Origin of the sequence: Pseudomonas sp. UBA6310 (assembly GCF_002438225.1) — a bacterium.
In the GTDB taxonomy this organism is placed as follows: domain Bacteria; phylum Pseudomonadota; class Gammaproteobacteria; order Pseudomonadales; family Pseudomonadaceae; genus Pseudomonas_O; species Pseudomonas_O kuykendallii.
The window spans coordinates 57,593-80,968 of the sequence record NZ_DJTK01000055.1; the positions used below are offsets into that span (position 1 = coordinate 57,593).

At 66.6% G+C, this 23,376-nt stretch carries 24 protein-coding genes; 12 read left to right on the top strand and 12 right to left on the bottom strand.

The genetic code is table 11. The features are described 5' to 3' along the window. Window positions 1-14: 14 nt before the first annotated feature. The 9 genes from rsfS to lipB all read left to right on the top strand — a co-directional run bounded on the left by rsfS (window position 15) and on the right by lipB (window position 8,169). Entirely contained in the window at window positions 15-401 is a 387-nt protein-coding gene (gene rsfS, locus B3E91_RS13505; protein ID WP_090225946.1) for a ribosome silencing factor, read from the top strand. A gap of 9 nt (window positions 402-410) precedes the next feature. Beyond that, on the top strand, window positions 411-878 hold the full coding sequence (gene rlmH, locus B3E91_RS13510; protein WP_090225949.1) for a 23S rRNA (pseudouridine(1915)-N(3))-methyltransferase RlmH: 468 nt from the start codon (window positions 411-413) through the stop codon (window positions 876-878). A 10-nt stretch (window positions 879-888) separates the two neighbouring features. Next, on the top strand, window positions 889-2,784 hold the full coding sequence (mrdA, locus tag B3E91_RS13515) for a penicillin-binding protein 2 (RefSeq protein WP_273230004.1): 1,896 nt from the start codon (window positions 889-891) through the stop codon (window positions 2,782-2,784). Between the two features lie 31 nt (window positions 2,785-2,815). Further along, entirely contained in the window at window positions 2,816-3,919 is a 1,104-nt protein-coding gene (gene rodA, locus B3E91_RS13520; protein ID WP_287029947.1) for a rod shape-determining protein RodA, read from the top strand. A 17-nt stretch (window positions 3,920-3,936) separates the two neighbouring features. Next, window positions 3,937-4,947: a lytic murein transglycosylase B gene (gene mltB / locus B3E91_RS13525; protein ID WP_090225957.1), complete on the top strand. Its 1,011-nt coding sequence runs from the start codon at window positions 3,937-3,939 to the stop codon at window positions 4,945-4,947. Next, complete coding sequence (locus B3E91_RS13530; protein ID WP_090225959.1) at window positions 4,947-5,945, top strand: septal ring lytic transglycosylase RlpA family protein; 999 nt, start codon at window positions 4,947-4,949, stop codon at window positions 5,943-5,945. Before mltB ends, B3E91_RS13530 begins: the two co-directional genes overlap by 1 nt. A 95-nt stretch (window positions 5,946-6,040) precedes the next feature. Further along, on the top strand, window positions 6,041-7,201 hold the full coding sequence (locus B3E91_RS13535; RefSeq protein ID WP_090225962.1) for a D-alanyl-D-alanine carboxypeptidase family protein: 1,161 nt from the start codon (window positions 6,041-6,043) through the stop codon (window positions 7,199-7,201). 66 nt (window positions 7,202-7,267) lie between these two features. Continuing rightward, the gene (locus B3E91_RS13540) at window positions 7,268-7,543 is read left to right on the top strand and encodes a DUF493 domain-containing protein (RefSeq protein ID WP_273230010.1); all 276 of its coding nucleotides are present in this window, start codon (window positions 7,268-7,270) and stop codon (window positions 7,541-7,543) included. Continuing rightward, the gene (gene lipB, locus B3E91_RS13545; RefSeq protein WP_287029904.1) at window positions 7,543-8,169 is read left to right on the top strand and encodes a lipoyl(octanoyl) transferase LipB; all 627 of its coding nucleotides are present in this window, start codon (window positions 7,543-7,545) and stop codon (window positions 8,167-8,169) included. Before B3E91_RS13540 ends, lipB begins: the two co-directional genes overlap by 1 nt. Before the next feature lie 111 nt (window positions 8,170-8,280). Here the strand turns inward: lipB and lipA are convergent, their stop codons facing one another. From lipA to leuS, 6 genes are all read right to left on the bottom strand, one after another. Continuing rightward, window positions 8,281-9,333: a lipoyl synthase gene (gene lipA / locus B3E91_RS13550; protein ID WP_273230014.1), complete on the bottom strand. Its 1,053-nt coding sequence runs from the start codon at window positions 9,331-9,333 to the stop codon at window positions 8,281-8,283. A gap of 111 nt (window positions 9,334-9,444) precedes the next feature. Continuing rightward, window positions 9,445-10,740, bottom strand: coding sequence for a lytic murein transglycosylase (locus B3E91_RS13555; RefSeq protein WP_287029907.1), 1,296 nt, complete (start codon window positions 10,738-10,740; stop codon window positions 9,445-9,447). A gap of 56 nt (window positions 10,741-10,796) precedes the next feature. Continuing rightward, window positions 10,797-10,958: an alternative ribosome rescue factor ArfA gene (gene arfA / locus B3E91_RS13560; RefSeq protein WP_282344396.1), complete on the bottom strand. Its 162-nt coding sequence runs from the start codon at window positions 10,956-10,958 to the stop codon at window positions 10,797-10,799. Between the two features lie 63 nt (window positions 10,959-11,021). Further along, entirely contained in the window at window positions 11,022-12,059 is a 1,038-nt protein-coding gene (holA, locus tag B3E91_RS13565; protein WP_273230019.1) for a DNA polymerase III subunit delta, read from the bottom strand. 37 nt (window positions 12,060-12,096) lie between these two features. Further along, on the bottom strand, window positions 12,097-12,708 hold the full coding sequence (gene lptE, locus B3E91_RS13570) for an LPS assembly lipoprotein LptE (protein ID WP_282341904.1): 612 nt from the start codon (window positions 12,706-12,708) through the stop codon (window positions 12,097-12,099). Between the two features lie 56 nt (window positions 12,709-12,764). Then, the gene (gene leuS, locus B3E91_RS13575) at window positions 12,765-15,371 is read right to left on the bottom strand and encodes a leucine--tRNA ligase (protein WP_287029911.1); all 2,607 of its coding nucleotides are present in this window, start codon (window positions 15,369-15,371) and stop codon (window positions 12,765-12,767) included. A gap of 295 nt (window positions 15,372-15,666) precedes the next feature. Here leuS and B3E91_RS13580 point away from each other — a divergent pair, with 295 nt between their 5' ends. Beyond that, a complete protein-coding gene (locus B3E91_RS13580; protein ID WP_287029912.1) occupies window positions 15,667-15,969 on the top strand; it encodes a hypothetical protein in 303 nt (100 codons plus the stop codon). 25 nt (window positions 15,970-15,994) lie between these two features. Next, window positions 15,995-16,768, top strand: a complete 774-nt coding sequence (locus B3E91_RS13585) for a YdcF family protein (protein ID WP_287029914.1) — start codon at window positions 15,995-15,997, stop codon at window positions 16,766-16,768. 37 nt (window positions 16,769-16,805) lie between these two features. Here the strand turns inward: B3E91_RS13585 and lnt are convergent, their stop codons facing one another. From lnt to miaB, 5 genes are all read right to left on the bottom strand, one after another. Continuing rightward, the gene (gene lnt / locus B3E91_RS13590) at window positions 16,806-18,326 is read right to left on the bottom strand and encodes an apolipoprotein N-acyltransferase (RefSeq protein WP_287029915.1); all 1,521 of its coding nucleotides are present in this window, start codon (window positions 18,324-18,326) and stop codon (window positions 16,806-16,808) included. Window positions 18,327-18,466: 140 nt separating this feature from the next. Continuing rightward, window positions 18,467-19,306, bottom strand: a complete 840-nt coding sequence (locus B3E91_RS13595; RefSeq protein ID WP_273230028.1) for an HlyC/CorC family transporter — start codon at window positions 19,304-19,306, stop codon at window positions 18,467-18,469. A 10-nt stretch (window positions 19,307-19,316) separates the two neighbouring features. Beyond that, on the bottom strand, window positions 19,317-19,775 hold the full coding sequence (gene ybeY / locus B3E91_RS13600) for an rRNA maturation RNase YbeY (RefSeq protein ID WP_287029918.1): 459 nt from the start codon (window positions 19,773-19,775) through the stop codon (window positions 19,317-19,319). Further along, window positions 19,768-20,793, bottom strand: a complete 1,026-nt coding sequence (locus tag B3E91_RS13605; protein ID WP_287029919.1) for a PhoH family protein — start codon at window positions 20,791-20,793, stop codon at window positions 19,768-19,770. Before B3E91_RS13605 ends, ybeY begins: the two co-directional genes overlap by 8 nt. A 147-nt stretch (window positions 20,794-20,940) precedes the next feature. Then, entirely contained in the window at window positions 20,941-22,281 is a 1,341-nt protein-coding gene (miaB, locus tag B3E91_RS13610) for a tRNA (N6-isopentenyl adenosine(37)-C2)-methylthiotransferase MiaB (protein ID WP_287029920.1), read from the bottom strand. Window positions 22,282-22,450: 169 nt separating this feature from the next. Here miaB and B3E91_RS13615 point away from each other — a divergent pair, with 169 nt between their 5' ends. Continuing rightward, window positions 22,451-22,777, top strand: a complete 327-nt coding sequence (locus B3E91_RS13615; RefSeq protein WP_090226002.1) for a DUF1820 family protein — start codon at window positions 22,451-22,453, stop codon at window positions 22,775-22,777. Between the two features lie 33 nt (window positions 22,778-22,810). Here B3E91_RS13615 and B3E91_RS13620 read toward each other — a convergent pair whose 3' ends face one another. Continuing rightward, window positions 22,811-23,362 (bottom strand): tetratricopeptide repeat protein, encoded by a 552-nt coding sequence (locus tag B3E91_RS13620; protein ID WP_287029922.1) that lies wholly within the window; start codon window positions 23,360-23,362, stop codon window positions 22,811-22,813. Window positions 23,363-23,376 lie beyond the last annotated feature (14 nt).

Consider the following 23,376-nt stretch of genomic DNA (forward strand, 5'->3'; position numbering starts at 1 on the left):
TTGAGGTAGTTGCTTTGCAGAATGAAGAACTGGTCCAGCTGGCGGTCGCCGCCCTGGAAGACATGAAGGCCAAGGACATCACCGTGATCGATGTGCGCGGCAAGACCAGCGTCACCGATTTCATGGTGATCGCCAGCGGCACCTCCAGCCGCCACGTCAAATCCCTGGCCGACAACGTGCTGGAGAAGGTCAAGGAACAGGGCGTGCGGCCGATCGGCAGCGAAGGCCTGGACAGCGGCGAATGGGCCCTGCTCGACCTCGGCGACGTGGTCGTGCATGCCATGCAGGTCGCTACCCGGCAGTTCTACGACCTCGAACGCCTGTGGCAGGGCGCCGAGCAGAGCCGCGCGCAGCACGGCGGGACCCAGGGCTACGAGCCGCCGGACTTCGACAAGGAGTAACCCGCGGCCGTGCGCATCAAGCTGATCGCTGTCGGGTCGCGCATGCCGCGCTGGGTGGAGGAGGGCTGGCAGGAATATGCCAAGCGCATGCCCGCCGAGCTGGCCGTCGACCTGGTGGAAATCCCGCTCAATACCCGCGGCAAGAACGCCGACGTGGCGCGCCTGATCCGTCAGGAAGGCGAAGCCATGCTCGCCAAGGTGCAGCCCGGCGAGCGCATCGTCACTCTCGAAGTCGAAGGCAAGCCGTGGAGCACCGGGCAACTGGCCCGGGAGCTGGAGCGCTGGCGGCTGGATTCGCGCACGGTCAACCTCATGGTGGGCGGCCCGGAAGGGCTGGCGCCGGAAGTCTGTGCACGCAGTGAACAGCGCTGGTCGCTGTCGCCGCTGACGTTGCCGCATCCGCTGGTGCGCATCCTCGTCGGCGAGCAGCTCTATCGCGCCTGGACGGTCATCTCCGGCCACCCGTACCACAAGTAGCAGTCCGAACATGCCGCAGCCGATTCGCCTCAAGGACCACGAAAAAGACGCCAGTCTGGTGCGTCGGCGGGTGATCGTCGGCGCGGTGGTGGTGGTCCTGCTGACCCTGACGCTGGTGGCGCGGCTGTATTACCTGCAGGTGATCCAGTACGACTACCACTCGACGCTGTCGGAGAACAACCGCGTCCACGTGCAGCCAATCCCGCCGACCCGCGGGCTGATCTACGACCGCAACGGCGTGATCGTCGCCGACAACCGGCCCAGCTTCAGCCTCACGGTGACGCGCGAGCGCACCGGCGACTGGCAGTCGGTGCTCGACACCATCGTCGAGGTGCTGCAGCTCAGCGAAGAGGACCGGGCGATCTTCGAGAAGCGCATGAAGCAGGGGCGCCGGCCGTTCGAGCCGGTGCCGATCCTGTTCGAGCTGTCCGAGGAGCAGATCGCCCGCATCGCCGTGAACCAGTTCCGCCTGCCCGGCGTGGAAGTGGTGGCGCAGTTGGTCCGGCATTACCCGCAGGGCGAGCATTTCGCGCATTCGGTGGGGTACGTCGGACGGATCAACGAGGCCGAGCTCAAGCGCCTCGATCCGGTCAACTACAGCGGCACTCACCACATCGGCAAGACCGGCATCGAGCGCTTCTACGAGAATGAGCTGCACGGCCAGGTCGGCTACGAGGAGGTCGAGACCAACGCCCGCGGCCGCGTGCTGCGGGTGCTCAAGCGTACCGATCCGACGCCCGGCAAGGACATCCACCTGACCCTCGACATCAAGCTGCAGGAAGCCGCCGAGGCGGCGCTGGGCGGGCGGCGCGGCGCGGTGGTGGCGATCGATCCGGCCAACGGCGACGTGCTGGCGATGGTCAGCCAGCCGAGCTTCGACCCCAACCTGTTCGTCACCGGCATCGGCTTCAATGCCTATGCCGCACTGCGCGATTCCGAGGACCGCCCGCTGTTCAACCGCGTGCTGCGCGGCCAGTACCCGCCAGGGTCGACGATCAAGCCGGCGGTGGCGGTCTCGGGGCTCGAGGCCGGGGTGATCACGCCGGATACACGGGTGTTCGATCCGGGCTATTACCAACTGCCCAACTACGACCACAAGTACCGCAACTGGAACCACAGCGGAGACGGCTGGCTGAGCCTGGAAACCGCGATCATGCGCTCCAACGACACCTACTTCTACGAACTCGCCCACCGCATGGGCATCGACCGTCTGCACGACTACCTGAGCCGCTTCGGCATCGGCAGGAAGGTCTCGCTGGACATGTTCGAGGAAGCCGAAGGGCTGATGCCGTCGCGCGAATGGAAGCGCGCGCGCTACCGCCAGGCGTGGTTCCCGGGGGAAACGCTGATCCTCGGCATCGGCCAGGGCTACATGCAGGCGACCCCGCTGCAACTGGCGCAGACCGCGGCGCTGCTGGCCAATCACGGCAAGTGGATTCGCCCGCACCTGGCGAAGACCATCGAGGACCAGCCGCCGGTGGACGAGAACCCGATACCCGACATCCTGGTGCGCGATCCGAAGTTCTGGGACTACGCGCGCAACGGCATGGTCCAGGTGATGCACGGCGCCCGCGGCACCGCTCGGCGGGTCGGCGAGACGGCGGCCTATCACATCGCCGGCAAGAGCGGCACGGCTCAGGTGGTGGCGATCCGTCAGGGCGAGAAGTACGACCGCAACAAGCTGCAGGAGCGCCACCGCGACCACGCCCTGTTCATCGGTTTCGCGCCGGCGGAGAAGCCGCGTATCGCCGTGTCGGTGATGATCGAGAACGGCGAGTCCGGTTCCGGCGTCGCCGCGCCGGTGGTCAAGCAGGTGATGGACGCCTGGCTGCTCGGCGCCGATGGCCAGCTGAAACCCGAATACGTGCCGAACGCGCCGCTGGAGAACCTCGATGGGCAACGGTAACTTCGACCGCACGCTGTCCGATCAGGACGTGATGCGCCGGCGCGCGACGCTGCTGCAACGCCTGCACGTCGACGGCATCCTGCTGACCCTGCTGCTGGTCCTGGCGTCGGGCAGCCTCTTCGTTCTCTATTCGGCCAGCGGTCGCGACTGGGACCTGCTGATCAAGCAGGCCAGCTCCTTCGGCCTCGGCCTGCTGGGCATGGTGGTGATCGCCCAGTTCGAGCCGCGCTTCCTCGCCCGCTGGGTGCCGCCGGCCTACGTGGTGGGCGTCAGCCTGCTGGTGGTGGTGGACGTGATGGGCCACAACGCGATGGGCGCGACCCGCTGGATCAACATCCCCGGGGTGATCCGCTTCCAGCCCGCGGAATTCATGAAGATCATCATGCCGGCGACCATCGCCTGGTACATGTCCAAGCGCAGCCTGCCGCCGCGGCTGAAACATCTGGCGATAAGCCTGTTGTTGATCGGTATCCCCTTCGTGCTGATCATCCGCCAGCCGGACCTCGGCACGTCGCTGCTGGTCCTGGCGTCGGGGGCCTTCGTGCTGTTCATCGGCGGTTTGCGCTGGCGCTGGATCATCGGCGCAGTGGCCGCGGTGATTCCAGTGGCGGTGGCGATGTGGTTCTTCGTCATGCACGACTATCAGAAGCAACGGGTATTGACGTTCCTCGATCCGGAGAGCGATCCGCTGGGCACCGGCTGGAACATCATCCAGTCGAAGGCGGCGATCGGTTCCGGCGGCGTGTTCGGCAAGGGCTGGCTGCTCGGCACCCAGTCGCACCTGGATTTTTTGCCGGAAAGTCACACGGACTTTATCATTGCCGTCCTCGGCGAGGAGTTCGGCCTGGTTGGCGTTTGCCTGCTGCTGCTGATCTACTTGCTGCTGATCGGCCGCGGCCTGATGATCACCGCCCAGGCCCAGACGCTGTTCGGCAAGCTGCTGGCGGGCAGCCTGACCATGACGTTCTTCGTCTACGTATTCGTCAACATCGGCATGGTCAGCGGGCTGTTGCCGGTGGTGGGAGTTCCGCTCCCCTTCATCAGTTATGGCGGAACTTCGCTGGTGACCCTGCTGTCAGGGTTCGGGGTTTTGATGTCGATCCACACCCACCGCAAGTGGATCGCACAGGTTTGATAAGAGTGAAGAATTCAATGCAGGTATTGCGCGGCTGGGCTGCTCGTAACTCACGTTTGATCGGTCTGGCTGGCAGCCTGGGGGTGATCGCTCCGGTGCAGGCGGGTGACTACGACGCGTCGCAGCCGGTGGCCGACTTCGTGGCCGGCATGACCCGCGACTACGGGTTCGCCAGCGAACAGCTGACCACGCTGTTCCACGAAGTGGAGCGCAAGCAGGCGATCCTCGACGCCATCTCGCGGCCGGCCGAGAAGGTCAAGCCGTGGAAGGACTACCGGCCGATCTTCATCACCGATGCGCGCGTCGCCCAGGGCCTGGACTTCTGGCGCCAGCACGAAGACGCGCTGGCTCGCGCCGAGCAGGAATACGGCGTGCCGGCGCAGATCATCGTGGCAATCATCGGCGTGGAGACCTTCTACGGGCGCAACACCGGCAACTACCGGGTGATCGACGCGCTGTCGACGCTGTGCTTCGACTATCCGGCACGTGCGCCTTTCTTCTGCCAGCAGCTCAAGGAGTTCCTCCTGCTGTCCCGCGAAGAACAGGTCGATCCGCTCACCGTGAAGGGTTCCTACGCTGGCGCCATGGGCCTGCCGCAGTTCATGCCCGGCAGCTTCCGCGCCTACGCGGTGGACTTCGACAATGACGGCCACATCGACATCTGGGGCAACCCGGTGGACGCCATCGGCAGCGTCGCCAGCTACTTCAAGCGGCACGGCTGGACGCCGGGCGAACCGGTGGTGAGCCTGGCGACCACGCGGGGCGAAAGGGTGGACGAAGGCCTCACCGACGGCCTCGATCCGGTGAAGAACGTCGGCGAACTGCGCGCCCTCGGCTGGGCCAGCAGCACCGCGCTGCGCGATGACATCCCGGTCACCGCCTTCCGTCTGGATGGCGAAAATGGCGCCGAATACTGGATGGGCTTGCCCAACTTCTTCGTCATCACCCGCTACAATCGCAGCGTGATGTACTCCATGGCGGTTTATCAATTGTCCGATCTGCTGGTCAAAGCCCGAGGCAACAAGTGATGCCACAGCGCCCGTTCCGCCTGGCGATGCTCAGCGCCCTGGCGCTGCTGATGGTCAGCTGCTCCAGCAGTCGCGCGCCGCAGTCGCCGTCGAGCGGCGCCGTGGTCGGCGGCGACTACAACCGCCCGCACCGCGACGGCGCGCCCTGGTGGGACGTCGACGTCTCGCAGATTCCCGACGCCGTGCCGATGCCCAACTACGGCCCGGTGAAGGCCAATCCCTACACCGTGCTCGGCAAGACCTATTACCCGCTCAACGAAAGCCGCCGCTACCAGGCGGTCGGCACCGCGTCCTGGTACGGCACCAAGTTCCACGGCCAGGCCACCGCCAACGGCGAGAAGTACGACCTCTACGGGATGAGCGCGGCGCACAAGACACTGCCGCTGCCCAGCTACGTGCGCGTGACCAACCTGGACAACGGCAAGAGCGTGGTGCTGCGGGTCAACGATCGCGGGCCGTTCTATTCCGACCGGATCATCGACCTGTCCTTCGCCGCGGCGAAGAAGCTCGGCTACGCCGAAACCGGCACTGCGCGGGTCAAGGTCGAAGGCATCGACCCGGCCGAATGGTGGGCCAAGCAGGGCCGGCCGGTGCCGATGATGCTCGCCCAGCCGCAGATGGCCACGGCGGCGCCCGTCGCGCGCACTCCGGCGCAGGTCGCCACGCAGCCGGTCGAGCAGTACACCCCGCCGCCCCAGCAACACGCCGCCGCCGTCCTGCCCGTGCAGATCGACGCAAAAAAAAACGCTTCGCTCGCAGCCTCTGGCCTGTATCTCCAGGTGGGCGCCTTCGCCAATCCGGACGCTGCGGAGCTTCTCAAGGAGAAGCTGAGTACGGTGGTGACTGCACCGGTGTTCATCAGCTCGATAGCGCGCAACCAGCAGATACTGCATCGCGTGCGTCTGGGGCCGATCGACACTCAGGGTGAGGCCGAACAAGTACAGAGCAGCGTGCGGCTGGCGAAGCTCGGCCAGCCCACCCTGGTCCGCCCGGACTGAGGACATAGCCCGCACGGGGCATCCGCAGGACGCGGAACAGGCGACCGACGTCCAGGCGACGGTCGCGATTTCCAGCAAACACATCAGAGAGTCGGATGAATACCACCAGCTTTGCGCAACGCCTGCTTGTCTCGTTTCTGCTCGTCGCCACGCCGGCCGCCTGGGCCGCCGATCAGGCGATCCCCGCGCCGCCGCAACTCGCCGCCAAGGCCTACGTGCTGATGGACGGCGCCAGCGGCCAGGTGCTGATCGAGAACAACGGTGACGAACGCCTGCCTCCGGCGAGCCTGACCAAGTTGATGACCGCCTACATCGCCACCAACGAGATCCAGGGTGGGCGCATCGGCGAGAGCGACATGGTCACCGTCAGCGAGCACGCCTGGCGCACCGGCGGTTCGCGGATGTTCATCCAGGTCGGCACCCAGGTGTCGGTCAGCGACCTGCTGCACGGCATCATCATCCAGTCCGGCAACGACGCCAGCGTGGCCATCGCCGAGCACATCGCCGGCAGCGAAGACGCCTTCGCCGATATGATGAACACCACCGCGCAGAAGCTCGGCATGACCAACAGCCACTTCATGGATGCCACCGGCCTGCCCAATCCGGACCACTATTCCTCGGCCCGCGACATGGCGATCCTGGCGCGCGCGATCATCTACGGCGAGCCGACCCACTACGCGATCTACGCGCAGAAGGAATTCTTCTGGAACAACATCAAGCAGCCCAACCGCAACCTGCTGCTGTGGCGCGACAAGACCGTCGACGGCCTGAAGACCGGCCATACCGAAGAAGCTGGCTACTGCCTGGTGGCGTCCGCCCTGCGTGACGGCCAGCGGATGATCGCCGTGGTCTTCGGCACCGCCAGCGAGCAGGCGCGTGCCGCCGAGACGCAGAAGCTGCTGACCTACGGCTTCCGCTTCTTCGAGACCCAGACCTTCTACCAGAAGGGTGCCGAGCTGGCCAAAGCGCCGGTCTGGAAAGGCGCCACCCGCGAAGTGCGCGCCGGGCTCGCCGAGGACCTGTCGATGACCCTGCCGCGCGGCCAGATCAAGGCCCTGCAGGCGAGCATGACGCTTAACCCGCAGCTGGTCGCCCCGATTGCCAAGGGCGACGTGATCGGCAAGGTCGAGGTCAAACTGCAGGACAAGGTCGTCCATAGCGCCGACCTGATCGCCCTCGACGCGGTCGAGGAAGGTGGTATCTTCCGCCGCCTGTGGGACAGCATCCGCCTGTTCTTCTACGGTTTGTTCAACTGACCTTCCGCTGGCGGCGGCCCTGATCCGGGGCCGCCGCCTCGCGGATCACGAGCCCGCGTGCGTCCCATGACCGAAGAAACCCAAGCCCCGAAAATCGAATTCCCCAGCGAGCGCTATCCGATCAAGGTGATCGGCGACGCCCATGAAAGCTTCGTCGACATGGTCGTCGAAGTGATCCAGCGTCACGCCCCGGACCTCGACGCCTCCACCGTGGTGAAGCGCGACAGCCGCAATGGCCGCTTCCTTTCGGTACAGGTGCTGATCACCGCCACCGGCATCGAGCAGCTGCAGGCCATCAACGTCGACCTGCGCGCCACCGGCCGTGTGCACATGGTGATCTAGTGGCACCCGCCGAACTCGTCGTGCGTCATCTCGGGCTGGTGGAGTATCTGCCGACCCTTGAGGCCATGCGCCGCCTGACCGCCGAGCGCGACGCAACCACGCCCGACGAGATCTGGCTGCTGCAACATCCCCGCGTGTTCACCCAGGGCCAGGCCGGCAAGGCCGAGCATCTGCTGGCTCCGGGCGACATTCCCGTGGTCCAGGTCGATCGTGGCGGTCAGGTCACCTACCACGGCCCCGGCCAGTTGGTGGCCTACCTGATGCTGGACCTGCGTCGGCTCGGGCTGGGCGTGCGGGAACTGGTCACGGCGATGGAGCAAAGCCTGGTGGAACTGCTGGCCGGCTATGCCGTCGACGCGGCGCCCAAGGCGGATGCGCCCGGCGTCTATGTCGCCGGCGACAAGGTCGCCTCGCTGGGGCTGCGGGTCAGCCGTGGCTGTTCCTTCCACGGCCTGGCGCTCAACGTGGACATGGACATGTCGCCGTTCGGCCGGATCAATCCTTGCGGTTACGCGGGGTTGAAGATGGTCCAGCTCCGCGACCTGCTGGAGACGCCACCGGCGCTGGACGAGGTGGCGCAGCGTCTGGAGCGGATCCTGCGCCGACGCCTGGGCTACGTTCGCTAGGCTGGCGATACGGCTTCAGGCGGCCTTGCTGCCGCCCTTTGCGAAGAAAGAGATTTCCTGAACGATGCGAACACCCCGGATTTCCGCGGGGTGTCTTGCCGTGGGCGCGACTCAGTTCAGGTTGAGCGCGGGAATCAGGCCGGTGACCAGCGGCTGGCCGGGAACCGGAACGGGCGCGGCGAGGCCCAGGTTGTTCTTCTCGAACACCCGGTCGGCGCGGTAGCTGGAGCGCACCAGCGGGCCGGCGGCGACTTCCATGAAGCCTTTTTCCAGGCCGATCTCGCGCAAGCGATTGAATTCCTCCGGGCTCACCCAGCGCTTCACCGTCAGGTGGTTGCGGGTCGGCTGCAGATACTGGCCGAGGGTCAGGATGTCCACGCCGATGGCGCGCAGGTCGTCCATGGTCGCCAGCACTTCCTCGTCGGTCTCGCCCAGGCCGAGCATCAGGCTGGTCTTGGTGAGGACCTCGGGACGGTGGCGCTTGGCGTGTTCCAGCGCGCGCAGGGTCTTCGCGTAGCCGGCGCGTGGGTCGCGCACCTCATGGGTCAGCCGCTCGACCGTTTCGACGTTCTGCGCGAACACTTCCAGCCCGGAGTCGACCACCCGTTCGATGGCCTGCAGGTCGCCGTCGAAGTCCGGTGTCAGCGCCTCCACCACCACCTGCGGGGTGCGCTCCTTGATGGCGCGCACGCAGGCGGCGTAGTGGCCGGCGCCGCCGTCGTCGAGGTCGTCGCGGTCCACCGAGGTCAGCACGATGTAGCGCAGCGCCATCAGCTCGACCGATTTGGCGGTGTTCTGCGGTTCTTCCTCGTCCAGCCAGCCGTTGGGGTTGCCGGTGTCGACGGCGCAGAAGCGGCAGGCGCGGGTGCACACGGAGCCCATCAGCATGATGGTGGCGGTGCCGTTGGACCAGCATTCGCCCATGTTCGGGCAGTGCGATTCCTGGCACACGGTGCTTAGCCGATGCTCGCCGACATTGCGCTTCACCGCCTCGAAACGGCTGCCGCTGGGCGCCTTGACCCGCAGCCACGAAGGCTTGGGTTCATGCACCTGGGGCTGTGCCGAGGCGCGGCGCTTCTGGCCATCCTTGATCGCGGTGATGCCCTGCGCGGTGCGGAACTTTTCGCCGCTGGCGACGGGTTTTGACGAGTCTATGTCGGACATCGGAACTGGCTCCGTGAGAGGCTCCGTTGGCAGCCGCAGGGGCAAATGGGGGAGGCGAAGTGTATCACAGGGGCTCGCCGCCGAGCCTGGGTGCCCGGCGGCTTGCGGCGATCAGCGGCCTTCGCGCAACTGCTTGATCAGTTCCTGGCTCGGGTAGCCGTCTGCCGGCCAGCCCAGCGACTGCTGGTAGGCGCGGATCGCCTTGCGGGTGTTGGCGCCGATGATGCTGTCCGCCGCGCCCGGCTCGTAGCCGCGCGCGCTCAGGCGCTCCTGGAGTTCGATGCGCTCGCTGCGGCTCAGCGGGAGATCGTCGCGCGGCCACTCGCCGATAACCTTTCCGGCGCCTTGGAAGCGCTCGGAAAGCAGGCCGATGGCCAGCGCGTAGGAGGACGAGTTGTTGTACTTGAGGATCGCGCGGAAGTTGCTCAGCACCAGGAACGCCGGGCCACGATGGCCGGCCGGCAGCAACAGCGAAGCGCTTTCATCGGCCAGCTGGCCCGGAAGCACCGGCGGCGCGATGCCCAGCCCCTGCCATTCGCGCAGGGGCTTGCGGATGTCGGCATCGGCAAGGGCGTAGTCGAAGCCCTTGGGCAGCGTCACCTCGAAGCCCCAGGGCAGCCCATGGCGCCAGCCGGAAGCCTGCAGGTAGTGGGCGGTGGAGGCCAGCGCGTCGGCCGAGGAGTCCCAGATGTCGCGACGCCCGTCGCCGTCGAAGTCCACGGCATGGGTGTCGTAGGTGGTCGGGATGAACTGGGTCTGGCCCATCGCGCCGGCCCAGGAACCGATCATCCGCTCCGGCTTCACGTCGCCGTGCTGGAGAATCTGCAGCGCGGCGATCAGCTGGCTCTGGGCGAACGCCGGACGACGGCCCTCGTAGGCCAGGGTCGCCAGCGAACGGATCACCGAGCGGCTGCCCATGATCTGGCCGAAGTTGCTTTCCATGCCCCATACGGCGACCAGCGTCTGCGGCTCGACGCCGTAGCGCTCTTCGATGCTGGCGAGCAGGGCGGCGTTCTGCTGGATCAGCGCCTTGCCCTTGGCGACACGCTGGGCGGACAGCGCGCCGTCTAGGTATTCCCAGACCGGCCGGGTGAACTCGGGCTGGCTGCGGTCGGCGTCGATCACGGCCTGGTCGGGGGTCACGCCGCTGAAGGCGCGGTCGAAGACCTCGGCGCGGATGCCCGCCTTCAGTGCCTGGCTGCGGAATCCGTCGCGCCATTGCTCGAAGCTGATGCTCGGCTCGGCCGCGGGCTGTGCGTCTGGGCTGACGGTCGCGGTGGCTGCGGGCGGCGTGGAGGGTGGCGTGGGGGCGGCTTGCGGAGGGTTGTCCGCGCAGGCGGAAAGGAAAGCCAGGGTGGCGCCCGTGAGCAGGGCACGCGTCAGCTCGGGTGCTTTGGGATAGGGCATGAAATCGAGGGTCTCGGTCGGTATCAGTGCATGACCTTAGCATGGCCGCCGGCTTTTTAAGCCGCCAGAAGGACCGAAGCCTCTCCGTTGTAAGACGGAGAGGCTTCGCGGCGGTAGCTGCCTTTGCCTTTTTTCGGGACTTCCTGGCGGCAGCGGAACAGCGGTTGCGCGATCAGGGATTTGGCCTTGTTAGGCCGCGATTTGGCTTTTCTGGACATGCCGATACTCCTGCGAACGGGCGGCGCGCATGGTGCGCCCGGTCGGCATGGAAGTCCAGATGCTCAGTGGCTGGGAAGGCTCAGCCGTTTGCCCGACAGCTGCAGGCAGAGCAGCGCCAGGCCGTTCCACGGCGAGCCCTCGGCCTGGCCTTTGATCTGCGCGTCGATGCGCTGGGCGTCGCCCAGCAACTGTTGCCAGCGCGCTGCGGAGTGCCGTTGCAGGGCCCGGGTCATCAGCGGCTTGCGCTTGTCCCAAACCGGCGGTCGCGCCTGGCTGAAGGCGCGGTCGAGCGGGATGCCCTGGGCTTGCTGGCGCGACAGGTTGGCCAGCAGGCGCAGCTCGCGGGCCAGCGCCCAGAGGATCACCGGGGTTTCCACGCCTTCGCCACGCAGGCCTTCGAGCATGCGCAGGGCGTGCGCGGATTCGCCGTTGAGGGCGGCGTCGATCAGCCCGAAGACGTCGAAGCGGGCGCTGTCGGCCACGGCGGCCTGCACGGTCTCGACGTCGATCTGCTCGCCCTCGGCGATCAGCTTGAGTTTCTCGATCTCCTGGGCGGCGGCCAGCAGGTTGCCCTCCACGCGTGCGGCGATCAGCTCCACCGCTTCCTGGCTGGCGCTCAGGCCGGCCTGCGCCAGGCGCTGGCGAATCCATTGCGGCAACTGCGCGGCGTCCACCGGCCAGATCTGCACGAACTGCGCCTGTGGCCCTTCGATGATGGCCTTGGCCCACTTGGTCTTCTGCGTGCTGCCATCGAGCTTGGGCAGGCTGACCAGCAGCAGGGTGTCTTCGGCGGGGCGGCCCAGGTATTCGATCAGCGCGGCGGCGCCCTTGTCGCCCGGCTTGCCGGAGGGAACGCGCAGCTCGATCAGGCGCCGTTCGGCGAACAGCGAGAGGCTGGCGCCGGCTTCGTAGAGCAGGCCCCAGTCGAAATTGGCGTCGGCATGGAACACCTGGCGTTCGCCGAAGGCTTCGCGGCGGGCGGCGGCGCGGATCGCGTCGCAGGCTTCCTGGCACAGCAGCGGATCGTCGCCGCTGACCACGTACACCGGGGCGAGGCTGCCCTGCAGGTGCTTGCCGAGTTGGGCGACGTTGAGTTTCATCGGAAGGGAATCGGGCCGCCGAGGCGGCCCGTGACGATCACTTGGTCGGGATCGGCAGTTCGATCGGCGACTGCTGCGGCACCGCGGCGCGCGCGCGGCGCTCGGCTTCCGCCGCTTCGGCTTCGGCGCGGGCACGGGCTTCGGCGGTTTCCTGCAGCTGGGCCAGGCGATCCGGGCTGAGCAGTTGCAGGCGCAGGGCCAGTTGCTGAACCAGCTCACGGGTCATCTCGGCGCGCAGTTGCTGGCCTTCCTGGCTGGAGCCGATCAGGTTGTTCTGGTCGTGCACGTAGGTCTGCTGGACTTCGACGCTGTCCTCGAGCAGGACCAGGTCCTTGCCGGCGCGGATCTGGTAGTGCAGCGTGCGGCTGATTTCGTACTCGGCACTGCGCGCGGAGCTGGTGTAGCTGGCGGTGCGCTGCTTCTCTTCCTCGCGGGCGATGATCAGCTTGTAGGGCGCGCCCTGGTAGACCTTCACGTCGCTGCGTTCCAGCAGGGCGGTGAGCTGCTTGGCGACTTCGCCGTAGGCATCGCGCGCCTGCAGGTCGAGTTCCTTGAGGGCGAACTGGGTATCGCCGGTGCCGCGCAGCTGGAAGCCGCAGGCACTCAGAAGCAAGGTCAGGCCGACGAGCAGCAGGTTCCGTTTGAGCATTTCTTCTATCCCCTTGGCAGGCATTCCGGCGCCTTCTGGTCGGCGCCGGATGGTGTTCAGTTGGCGACGATGTTGACCAATTTACCCGGAACCACGATCACCTTGCGGATCGTCAGCCCTTCGGTGAAGCGCAGGACGTTCTCGTTCTGCCGCGCCGCCGCTTCGATTTCCTCGCGACCGGCGCTGGCCGGCATCTCGATCTGCCCGCGTAGCTTGCCGTTGACCTGGATGACCAGTTGCAGGCTGTCCTGAACCAGCGCGGACTCGTCCAGCGCCGGCCATTTCGCGTCGATCACCGCGCCATCGTGGCCCAGCCGGTTCCAGAGTTCATGGCAGATGTGCGGCGTGATCGGCGCCAGCAGCAGAGTCACGGTCTCGAGGCCCTCGTGCAGCAGCGCGCGATCCTGGTCGCTGTCCTGGGCGGCTTTTTCCAGCACGTTCATCAGCGTCATCACCTGGGCGATGGCGGTGTTGAATTTGTGATGCTGGCCGACGTCCTGGCTGGCCTGGCGGATCGCCAGGTGAATGGCGCGGCGGACCTCCTTCTGCGCGTCGTTCAGGCTGGCCACATCCAGCGCGCCCGGCAGACCGCCGGTGACGTGCGCGTGGGCCAGGCGCCAGACGCGGCGCAGGAAGCGGCTGGCGCCTTCGACACCGGAGTCGGACCATTCCAGGCTCATGTCCGGCGGCGAGGCGAACATCATGAACAGGCGACAGGTGTCGGCGCCGTAGGCATCGATCATCGATTGCGGATCGACGCCGTTGTTCTTCGACTTGGACATCTTTTCGACGCCGCCGATTTCCACCGGCTGGCCGTCGCTCTTAAGCTTGGCGCCGATGACCTTGGCCTTGGCGTCGCGCTCGACCTCGACGTCGGCCGGGTTGAACCAGTCCTTGCCGCCGTTGGCGAGCACGCGGTAGTAGGTCTCGGCGACCACCATGCCCTGGGTCAGCAGGTTCTCGAACGGCTCGCTGGAGTCGATCAGGCCCTGGTCGCGCATCAGTTTGTGGAAGAAGCGCGCGTAGAGCAGGTGCAGGATGGCGTGCTCGATGCCGCCGATGTACTGGTCGACCGGCAGCCAGTAGTTGGCTTCTTCCTTGTCCAGCATGCCGCCGGTGAAATTCGGCGAGGCATAGCGGGCGAAGTACCAGGACGACTCGACGAAGGTGTCCATCGTGTCGGTTTCGCGGCGCGCCGGCTTGCCGGTGCGCGGGTCGGTGGTTTCGTAGAACGAGGGCAGGCGCGCCAGCGGCGAACCGGCGCCGTCCGGCACCACGTCCTCGGGCAGCACCACCGGCAGCATGTCGGCCGGCACCGGGATGTCGTCGCCGTCTTCGCTGTGGATGATCGGAATCGGGCAGCCCCAGTAGCGCTGGCGGCTGATGCCCCAGTCGCGCAGGCGGAACTGCGTGCGCGCCTGGCCCAGGCCCTTGTCGCGCAGGGCGACTTCGATGGCATCGAAGGCACCGGCGAAGTCGAGCCCGTCGAAGGCGCCGGAATTGATCAGTTGGCCGTGCTCGCCGTAGGCGTCCTGCCAGGGCGCTGGCGTTTCATCGCCGGCCGAGGTGCGCACCACCGGCTTGATCGGCAGCCCGTACTTGCTGGCGAACTCGAAGTCGCGCTCGTCGTGCGCCGGGACCGCCATCACCGCGCCGTCGCCGTAGTGCATCAGCACGTAGTTGGCGACCCATACCGGGAGCAGTTCGCCGGTCAGCGGGTGCTGTACGCGCAGGCGGGTGGCGTAGCCTTTCTTTTCCTGGGTGGCGATATCGGCCTCGGCCACGCCGCCGCGTTTGCATTCGTCGACGAACGCCTGCAGCTCGGCATCGCCCTGGGCGGCCAGGGTCGCCAGCGGGTGTTCGGCGGCGACCGCGACGTAGGTGGCGCCCATCAGCGTGTCGGCGCGGGTGGTGAAGACCTTCAGCGCGCCTTCGCTGCCGATGCTGGCGACGTCGTAGGGGAAGCTGACTTCCATGCCGCGCGACTTGCCGATCCAGTTGCGCTGCATGGTCTTGACCTGTTCCGGCCAGCCGGGAAGGTCGTCGAGGCTGCTCAGCAGTTCATCCGCGTAGGCGGTGATCTTGAAGTAGTACATCGGGATTTCGCGCTTCTCGATCAGCGCGCCCGAACGCCAGCCGCGGCCGTCGATGACCTGCTCGTTGGCCAGGACGGTCTGGTCGACCGGGTCCCAGTTCACCGTGCCGTTCTTGCGGTAGATGATCCCTTTCTCGAACAGCTGGGTGAACAGCCACTGCTCCCAGCGGTAGTAGTCCGGCTTGCAGGTGGTGACTTCGCGCGACCAGTCGATCGCCAGGCCCAGGCTCTTCAGCTGGGTCTTCATGTAGGCGATGTTGTCGTAGGTCCACTGCGCCGGCGCGACGTTGTTCTTCATCGCCGCGTTCTCGGCCGGCATGCCGAAGGCGTCCCAGCCCATCGGCTGCAGCACGTTCTTGCCCTGCATGCGCTGGTAGCGGGCGATCACGTCGCCGATGGTGTAGTTGCGCACGTGCCCCATGTGCAGCTTGCCGCTGGGGTAGGGGAACATCGACAGGCAGTAGAACTTCTCCTGGCCGGGCTTCATGGTGGCGAGGAAGGACTGGTTCTGATCCCAGAAGGATTGCGCGGCGGCTTCGATTTCGCGGGGCTGATACTGTTCGTGCATGGCTACTGGCGCTGGAGATGAGGGCGGGGAGCCGGTTTCCGATCGACGGCGAAGGCGTCCGGGCAGAGCATGAAAAACGGACCCGCGGGAGGCGTCCAATCCGTTCATTCGTCGTACCTGGCCTGCGCACTTTTCGATACCGAACAGGCTCTTGCAGGAAACGCCGTAGCATACATGACCGGCCTTGACCGTGGGAAACCCAGATTGCCCGTCCGCCTGTCGCCCTGCTGGAAGCCGGTGCGGGCCGCGCCTAGACTGATACCTCGGATGCCGATCTCCGGTACCGGGAGGCACGATGACTGCGCAACACGAAAGCGACATCTACGCGCATCTGCTGCAGCGTATCGCGCTGGCGCTGGAAGGGGCGGAAACCGACCACGCCTTCCGCAATCACAGCTCGGTCGAGCTGGAGATCAGCGGGCTTTCGGGGATCGAGCTGGCGCTGATTCAGGCCTATCTGCAGCACGACCCCGAACTGCATGGCGGCCTGTCCGAGGGGCTCGCCGCCGCGTCTGGCCAGGAGGGAGGCGATCCGCGTTTCCCGCGCGCGCCCGGGCAACCTCCTGGCCCGCTTTCGCCGCGCGTGCTTCCCCGTTAGGCTGCGGGCACCCAGGAGGTGCCCGATGTCGATCCGCTACATCTTCAAACAACTGCTGATGCCGCCAGGCGGCCTGTTGCTACTGTTGCTGCTCGGCTGGTACCTGCGCCGGCGCGCTCCGCGGCTGTCGGCGTTGTGCCTGTTGCTCGGCTTCGGCGGGCTCTGGGCCATGAGCCTGCCCGTCACGGTAGAAAAGGGCGCGCAGTGGCTGGAGCGCCACGAGCAGCCGTTGGCGGAAGCCGACTGGCCGGCGCTGGCGCAGCAGGCCGAGGTGATCGTGGTGCTGGGCGCCGGGCAGGTGCCGGACGACCCGGCCTGGGGCGGCGTCGCCCAGCCGGCGCCGATGGCCATCGAACGCATGCGCTACGCCGCGCGACTGGCGAGAGCCTCGAAGCTGCCTCTGCTGACGTCCGGTGGCTCGCCCTACGGCCAGCCGCTCAGCGAGGCGCAGATGATGGCCGACTCGCTCGCCCGCGACTTCGGCACGCCGGTGCGCTGGCAGGAACCGGCCAGCCGCACCACCTGGGAAAACGCGCTGTTCACCGCGAAACTGCTCCGCGAGCAGGGCATCACCCGCGTGGTGCTGGTGACCCAGGCCTGGCACATGCCTCGCGCGCGCTGGAGTTTCGAGCAGCAGGGCTTGCAGGTGATCGGCGCGCCCTCCGGTTTCCTCGGGATACCGAACGGACGCCCGACCGGAGGTTGGCTGCCGGAAGGTGCCGCGGTGTGGCAAAGCGTGCAGGTGCTCAACGAGGCCATCGGCCTGCTGGCCTACCCACTGGCCTATGGTCGCCAATGAGCGGATCGCTGCGGCGCCTACCGGTGATCCGTCAGCTTTAGAGCGTCTTCGCCCAGCGGCTGGCCAGCAGCGCCCAGCCGAACAACAGACCGCAGAGGAACACCATCGGCCAGGCACGCCAGCGCAGGTACGGCGTCAGGCCCTGCATCGGTGTCACTTCGCCGTACATCACGACCTGCTGGAATTGCGGGACCTGCTCGGTGATCCGGCCGAACGGATCGATCAGCGCGCTGACCCCGTTGTTGGTCGCGCGGATCATCCAGCGGCCGGCCTCCAGGGCGCGCATCCGGGCCATCTGCAGGTGCTGCAGCGGGCCGATGGAGCGGCCGAACCAGGTGTCGTTGCTCACCGTGAGCAGCAGGTCGCTGCGGGCGGCGAGGCCCGCAGCGAATTCCGGGTAGACCACTTCGTAGCAGATGTACGGGGCGATCCTGTAACCCTTGGCCTGCAGCAGTGCCTGGTCGGCCGGGCCACGGGCGAAGTCCGACATCGGCAGGTCGAAGAAGGCGATCAGCCCGCGTAGCAGGTCCTGCAGCGGCACGTATTCGCCGAACGGCACCAGCTTCTGCTTCAGGTAGGTGCCTTCGCCCTGGCCGACCACGGTGATGCCGTTGTAGTAGCGCTGCTCGCCGCGCTCGTTGGGCTGGCGTACCGGCACGCCGGTGATCAGTGCGCTGCGGCGTTCATCGGCGAAGCGGCCCATGCTCTGCAGGTAGGGCTCGGCATAATCCTTGACCACCGGCACCGCGGTTTCCGGCCAGACCAGCAGGTCCACCGGGCGCGCCTCGACGCTGAGGTCGCGGTACAGCTTGAGCTGGGCGTTGAGGTGTTCGCGGTCCCACTTCATCTCCTGGGCGACGTTGCCCTGGATCGCCGCCACCTGCAGCGGCGTCCCCAGGGCAAGGGTCCAGGCGTGGCCCTTGAGCAGCACGCCGACCAGCCAGGGCGCCAGCAACAACGCCAGCGCGCCGGCGAAGAACGCCCGGCGTGCGCGCAGGCGCGGCAGGTTGACCAGCAGCGCGGCGCTCAGCGCCAGGACGAAGGACAGCAGCCAGACGCCACCCAGCGGTGCCAACCCGGACAGCGGGCCGTCCAGCTGGGTGTAGCCGGCATACAGCCAGGGGAAGCCGGTGAGGAACCAGCCGCGAAAGGCCTCCTGGGCCAGCCACAGCGCGGCGAAGGCCAGCGCATCGGCCAGCGGTGCCTCGCTACGGCGCAGCCAGCGCGCCCAGAGCCAGGCGGGAAGCGCGAAGAACAGCGCCACGCAGGCCGAGAAACCCACGGTGAGGAAGCCGGCCAGCGGCACGGAGGCGGCGCCGTAGTCGTGGATGCTGACGTAGATCCAGCCGGTGCCGGCCAGGTACAGGCCGAGGCCGAAACACCAGCCGCGGCGGAACGCGGCGTTCGCCGTCAGGTCGCGCAGGCCGAGGTAGAACAGGCCGATGCAGAGCAGCTGCAGGGGCCAGAAATCGAACGGGGCAAACGCCAGCGGGGTGAGGGCGCCCGCGGCCAGGGCCAGCAGGTTGCCCGGCCAGCCGGGGCGTGTGATCCAGCGCATCGTGAGTCCTTGAACGTAAATTCAGGCGGGCAAGGGTACTGGAAGCGGGAAGGGGGAGAAAGCGCGGGCACGGCGGCGCCGGTGTGCCGCTGGCGGGATGGGTCCGGCACCTCGACCCATCTCCGCCAGGGCGGAAGGGCTCAGCGCTCCAGCGGCGTCAGGCGCAGCAGGTGGATGCGCCGGCTGTCGGCATTGAGGATGCGGAAGCGGAAGGCGCCGATCTCGGTGATCTCGTTGCGCTTGGGGAGATGGCCGAAGGCATTCATCACCAGGCCGCCGACGGTGTCGAACTCGTCGTCGGAGAAGGCGCTGTGGAAGCACTCGTTGAAGTTCTCGATCGGCGTCAGCGCCTTGATCAGGAAGTCGCCGCTGGGCAACGGCTTGATGTAGCTGTCTTCCTCGACGTCGTGCTCGTCCTCGATGTCGCCGACGATCTGCTCCAGCACGTCCTCGATGGTCACCAGGCCGGCGACGCCGCCGTATTCGTCGATCACCACCGCCATATGGTTGTGGTTGGCGCGGAATTCCTTGAGCAGCACGTTGAGGCGCTTGGATTCGGGGACGAAGGTGGCCGGGCGCAGCATGTCGCGGACGTTGAAGTTCTCGCGGTCGGGCTTGAGGATCAGCGGCAGCAGGTCCTTGGCCAGCAGGATGCCGACCACATCGTCGAGGGTCTCGCCGACCACCGGGTAGCGCGAGTGGGCCGCCTCGATGATCGCCGGGAGGAATTCTTCGGGAGACTGGTTGGCGCGGATGCTGATCACCTGGGAGCGCGGCACCATGATGTCGCGAACCTGCAGGTCGGCGACCTGGATCGCGCCCTCGACGATGGACAGCGCTTCGCTGTCGAGCAGGTTGTTCTGGTGGGCTTCGCGCAGGAGTTCAAGCAGTTCCTGGCGATTCTTCGGTTCATGGACAAAGGCCTGGGTAATTTTCTCCAACCAGGATCTGTGTCCATTGCTCGATCGGTCTTCGCTCATTTTTCCTTGCTCAGTTTTCATCGCCGGCATAAGGGTCGGGATGACCCAGCTCGGCGAGCAATTCTCGTTCCAACGATTCCATTTCCTCGGCCTCGTCGTCTTCCAGGTGGTCGTAGCCCAGCAGGTGCAGGCAACCGTGGATCACCAGGTGCGCCCAGTGGGCTTCGAGGGCCTTGCCCTGTTCGGCGGCTTCCCGCTCGACCACCGGCACGCAGATCACCAAGTCGCCGAGCAGCGGTATATCCAGTAAGCCATCAGGAATATCGGCGGGAAACGACAGGACGTTGGTCGCGTAATTCTTGTGCCGCCAGGTGGCGTTCAGTTCGCGGCCCTCGTCCTCGTCGACCAGGCGGATGGTCAGCTCGGAGTCGGCGGTGCGCTGGCGCAGCGCCAGTTCGCACCAGCGGCGCAGTGCCGCCTCGTCGGGAACAGCGCCCTGGCTGGCGTTCTGCAGGTCGAGTTCAAGCATCGTCGGCGCGGGCACCCGGGTCGTTGTCGTCGCGTTGCAGCGGCGCCTGCTGGCGCTGCTCGAAACGGTCGTAGGCTTCGACGATGCGTTGCACCAGCGGGTGGCGCACGACGTCCTTGGAGATGAAGTGGGTGAAGCTGATGCCCGGCACGTCGCGCAGCACCTCGATCACATGGGTCAGCCCGGACTTGGTGCCGCGCGGCAGGTCGACCTGGGTGATGTCGCCGGTGATCACCGCGGTGGAGCCGAAACCGATGCGGGTGAGGAACATCTTCATCTGTTCCAGCGTGGTGTTCTGGCTCTCGTCGAGGATGATGAAGCTGTTGTTCAGCGTGCGTCCGCGCATGTAGGCGAGCGGGGCGATCTCGATCACCTGCTTCTCGATGAGCTTGGCCACGGTCTCGAAGCCGAGCATCTCGTAGAGCGCGTCGTACAGCGGGCGCAGGTAGGGGTCGATCTTCTGCGCCAGGTCACCGGGCAGGAAGCCGAGCTTCTCGCCGGCTTCCACCGCCGGACGCACCAACAGGATGCGTCGCACCTGTTCGCGCTCCAGCGCGTCCACCGCGCAGGCCACGGCGAGGTAGGTCTTGCCGGTGCCGGCCGGGCCGATGCCGAAGTTGATGTCGTTGTCCAGGATCGAACGCACGTAGCGCTGCTGGTTGGCGCCGCGCGGCTTGATCATGCCCTTCTTGGTGCGCAGCGCGACGCTGGAGGCGTTCTGCGCGCTCGGGTTGACCAGCTCGTCCATCCCCGACTCCTGCAGGAACAGGTGGACCATGTCCGGCGACAGCTCGCTGCTCTGGGTCTCGCGGTACAGGCGGCGCAGCAGGTTTTCCGCGGCGCGGGCGCGCTCGTTGTTGCCGACGATCTCGAACTGGTTGCCGCGGTTGCGGATTTCCAGGGCGAGGCGCTGTTCGATCAGCCGCAAGTGCTCGTCGAACTGTCCGCAGAGGTTGGCGAAGCGGCGCGCTTCAAAGGGTTCGAGGGTGAAACGATGGGGTTCGGTGGGAGCGTTCAATGTCTTTTTATGGCCGCCGGAGGCAGTGAAAGGTGGAAGAAAGGATAACCCCATGCGGGCGAGGGTGAAAGCTGCCGCCCGGCCGTGCATCGGGCCGGCGGCGCGACGGCGATGCACGGCCGCCGCGCCGCTTCGCAGCGTCGGGCGTCAGTGAACGGTGCTTTCGATCAGGCTGCCGCGCAGCGAATGCGGCAGCGCGTCGTCGATGTGCACTTCGACGAACTGGCCGATCAGCCGCGGGTTGGCGCTGCGGAAGTTGACGATGCGGTTGTTCTCGGTACGCCCCTGGAGCATGCCCGGGTCCTTCTTCGAGAAGTCGCTGACGAGGATGCGCTGGGTGCTGCCGACCATCCGCCGGCTGATCTCGAAGCCCTGCTGGCTGATCCGCGTCTGCAGGATCGACAGACGCTGCTTCTTCACTTCGTCGGGCGTGTCGTCGGGCAGATCGGCGGCCGGCGTGCCGGGGCGCGCGCTGTAGACGAAGGAGAAGGAGAAGTCGAAACCGACGTCCTGCACCAGTTTCATGGTCTGCTCGAAGTCCTTCTCGGTCTCGCCGGGGAAGCCGATGATGAAGTCCGAGCTGATGCAGATGTCCGGCACCGCTGCGCGCAGCTTGCGGATGCGCGACTTGTATTCCAGCGCCGTGTGGTTGCGCTTCATCGCCGCGAGGATGCGATCCGAGCCCGCCTGCACCGGCAGGTGGACGAACTTCACCAGCTCCGGCACTTCGGCATGGGCGGCGATCAGCGCGTCGGAGAATTCCAGCGGGTGCGAGGTGGTGTAGCGGATGCGCTCGATGCCCTCGACCTCGGCGACCACGCGGATCAGTTCGGCGAAGTCGGCGATTCGCCCGTCATGGGTCTCGCCGCGATAGCCGTTGACGTTCTGCCCCAGCAGGGTGACTTCGCGCACGCCGTGCTCGGCGAGGTGGATGACTTCGGCGAGCACGTCGTCGAACGGCCGGCTGACTTCCTCGCCGCGGGTGTAGGGCACCACGCAGAAGGTGCAGTACTTGCTGCAGCCTTCCATGATCGAGACGAAGGCGCTGGGGCCGTCGATGCGCGGCTCGGGCAGGCGGTCGAACTTCTCGATCTCGGGGAAGGAGATGTCCACCTGCGGCGTGCGCGTGCTGCGCGCGGCATCGATCATTTCCGGCAGGCGGTGCAGGGTCTGCGGGCCGAACACCACGTCGACATAGGGCGCGCGGTCGCGGATCGCCGCGCCTTCCTGGCTGGCCACGCAGCCGCCGACGCCGATCACCAGGCCGGGGTTTTCCAGTTTCAGCTCGCGCCAGCGGCCGAGCTGGGAGAACACCTTGTCCTGCGCCTTCTCGCGGATCGAACAGGTGTTGAGCAGGATCACGTCGGCTTCGGCGGGGTTCGCCGTGACTTCCAGGGCCTCGTGCTCGCCCAGCAGGTCGACCATTCGCGAGCTGTCGTACTCGTTCATCTGGCAACCGTGGGTTTCGATATAGAGCTTCTTGGTCATGGCAATGTCGGGGTGGTTAAAAAATGACCGGCGATTATAAGGGCGCCGCCGTGATCAGGCTACAGCGCGGCGGAAGGCGAGGCGGCGTTCGATTTCGCCGCGCCAGTCGGGCGGGCCGGCTGTGCTACCATGCGCGCCCCGTTTCTCCTCCCCGAGCCGCCCCGTCAGCATGAGCAAGCGCGATACCCCGATCTACAAGGTGATTTTCCTCAACCAGGGCCAGGTGTACGAGATGTACGCCAAGCAGATCTTCCAGAGCGATCTCTGGGGTTTCCTGGAAATCGAGGAATTCGTCTTCGGCGAACGCACTCAGGTGGTCGTCGACCCCAGCGAGGAAAAGCTCAAGGCGCAGTTCGAGGGCGTGGTGCGCAGCTTCGTGCCGATGCACGCGATCGTCCGCATCGACGAAGTGGAGCGTCTCGGTACGCCGAAGATCAGCGAAGCGAAGGGCGGCGGCAACGTGATGCCCTTCCCCATGCCGATGCCGGACAAGTAGGCGACCGTTCGAGGGGCCCGCCGCGCGGCGGGGCTATGGAAGCGGCGCGAACGGCGAATTGGCGCCGTCGACCGTCTGCAGGTCGGTGAGGTAGTTGCGGAAGATCTGCCCGAGCACCTGGGTGGCGATGTCCAGCTCGTCGCGACGCATCTGCGCGGCGACCAGGTCGGCGGTATCCAGCGCTTCGTCCGAACCGTTCACCGCCGCCATCTTCAGCACGATGAACGCCTGCATGTTGTTCGCCGGCACCCCTTCGCCGCGGAAGAACATGCCGCCCAGACGCAGCTGCGCGTTGGCGTGGCCCTTGAGCGAGGCCTGCTCGAACCAGTTGAGTGCCTGCTTGAGATCGCGCGGGGCGCGCTGGCCGTCGTAGTAATACTCGCCGAGTTCGAACTGCGCTTCGCTGTCGCCGCTCTGCGCCGCCTGCTGGCAGGCCGCGAGTGCTTCGGGCATGTCTTCCGGCGCGGTGTTCAGCGAGCAGCGCCCGTTGGCCGGGATCAGCAGGGAGTTGCCCCCCGCCGCGGCCAGCGCGGGAAGCAGAAGCAGCAGGCAGCCCAGGATTCGGCTGCGGCCGGTGCGGTTCATGCGAGTCGAAACGC

Coding starts and splice junctions, on each gene's coding strand:
- lnt (WP_287029915.1), bottom strand. CDS start 18,326: ATGCGCTGGATCACACGCCCCGGCTGGCCGGGCAACCTGCTGGCCCTG.
- lipA (WP_273230014.1), bottom strand. CDS start 9,333: ATGTCCGACATAGACTCGTCAAAACCCGTCGCCAGCGGCGAAAAGTTC.
- rodA (WP_287029947.1), top strand. CDS start 2,816: ATGCGCCGGCGCGCGACGCTGCTGCAACGCCTGCACGTCGACGGCATC.
- arfA (WP_282344396.1), bottom strand. CDS start 10,958: ATGTCCAGAAAAGCCAAATCGCGGCCTAACAAGGCCAAATCCCTGATC.
- B3E91_RS13585 (WP_287029914.1), top strand. CDS start 15,995: ATGTCGATCCGCTACATCTTCAAACAACTGCTGATGCCGCCAGGCGGC.
- holA (WP_273230019.1), bottom strand. CDS start 12,059: ATGAAACTCAACGTCGCCCAACTCGGCAAGCACCTGCAGGGCAGCCTC.
- ybeY (WP_287029918.1), bottom strand. CDS start 19,775: ATGCTTGAACTCGACCTGCAGAACGCCAGCCAGGGCGCTGTTCCCGAC.
- B3E91_RS13555 (WP_287029907.1), bottom strand. CDS start 10,740: ATGCCCTATCCCAAAGCACCCGAGCTGACGCGTGCCCTGCTCACGGGC.
- mrdA (WP_273230004.1), top strand. CDS start 889: ATGCCGCAGCCGATTCGCCTCAAGGACCACGAAAAAGACGCCAGTCTG.
- leuS (WP_287029911.1), bottom strand. CDS start 15,371: ATGCACGAACAGTATCAGCCCCGCGAAATCGAAGCCGCCGCGCAATCC.
- B3E91_RS13540 (WP_273230010.1), top strand. CDS start 7,268: ATGACCGAAGAAACCCAAGCCCCGAAAATCGAATTCCCCAGCGAGCGC.
- B3E91_RS13535 (WP_090225962.1), top strand. CDS start 6,041: ATGAATACCACCAGCTTTGCGCAACGCCTGCTTGTCTCGTTTCTGCTC.
- B3E91_RS13530 (WP_090225959.1), top strand. CDS start 4,947: ATGCCACAGCGCCCGTTCCGCCTGGCGATGCTCAGCGCCCTGGCGCTG.
- B3E91_RS13615 (WP_090226002.1), top strand. CDS start 22,451: ATGAGCAAGCGCGATACCCCGATCTACAAGGTGATTTTCCTCAACCAG.
- B3E91_RS13580 (WP_287029912.1), top strand. CDS start 15,667: ATGACTGCGCAACACGAAAGCGACATCTACGCGCATCTGCTGCAGCGT.
- lptE (WP_282341904.1), bottom strand. CDS start 12,708: ATGCTCAAACGGAACCTGCTGCTCGTCGGCCTGACCTTGCTTCTGAGT.
- mltB (WP_090225957.1), top strand. CDS start 3,937: ATGCAGGTATTGCGCGGCTGGGCTGCTCGTAACTCACGTTTGATCGGT.
- B3E91_RS13620 (WP_287029922.1), bottom strand. CDS start 23,362: ATGAACCGCACCGGCCGCAGCCGAATCCTGGGCTGCCTGCTGCTTCTG.
- B3E91_RS13595 (WP_273230028.1), bottom strand. CDS start 19,306: ATGAGCGAAGACCGATCGAGCAATGGACACAGATCCTGGTTGGAGAAA.
- miaB (WP_287029920.1), bottom strand. CDS start 22,281: ATGACCAAGAAGCTCTATATCGAAACCCACGGTTGCCAGATGAACGAG.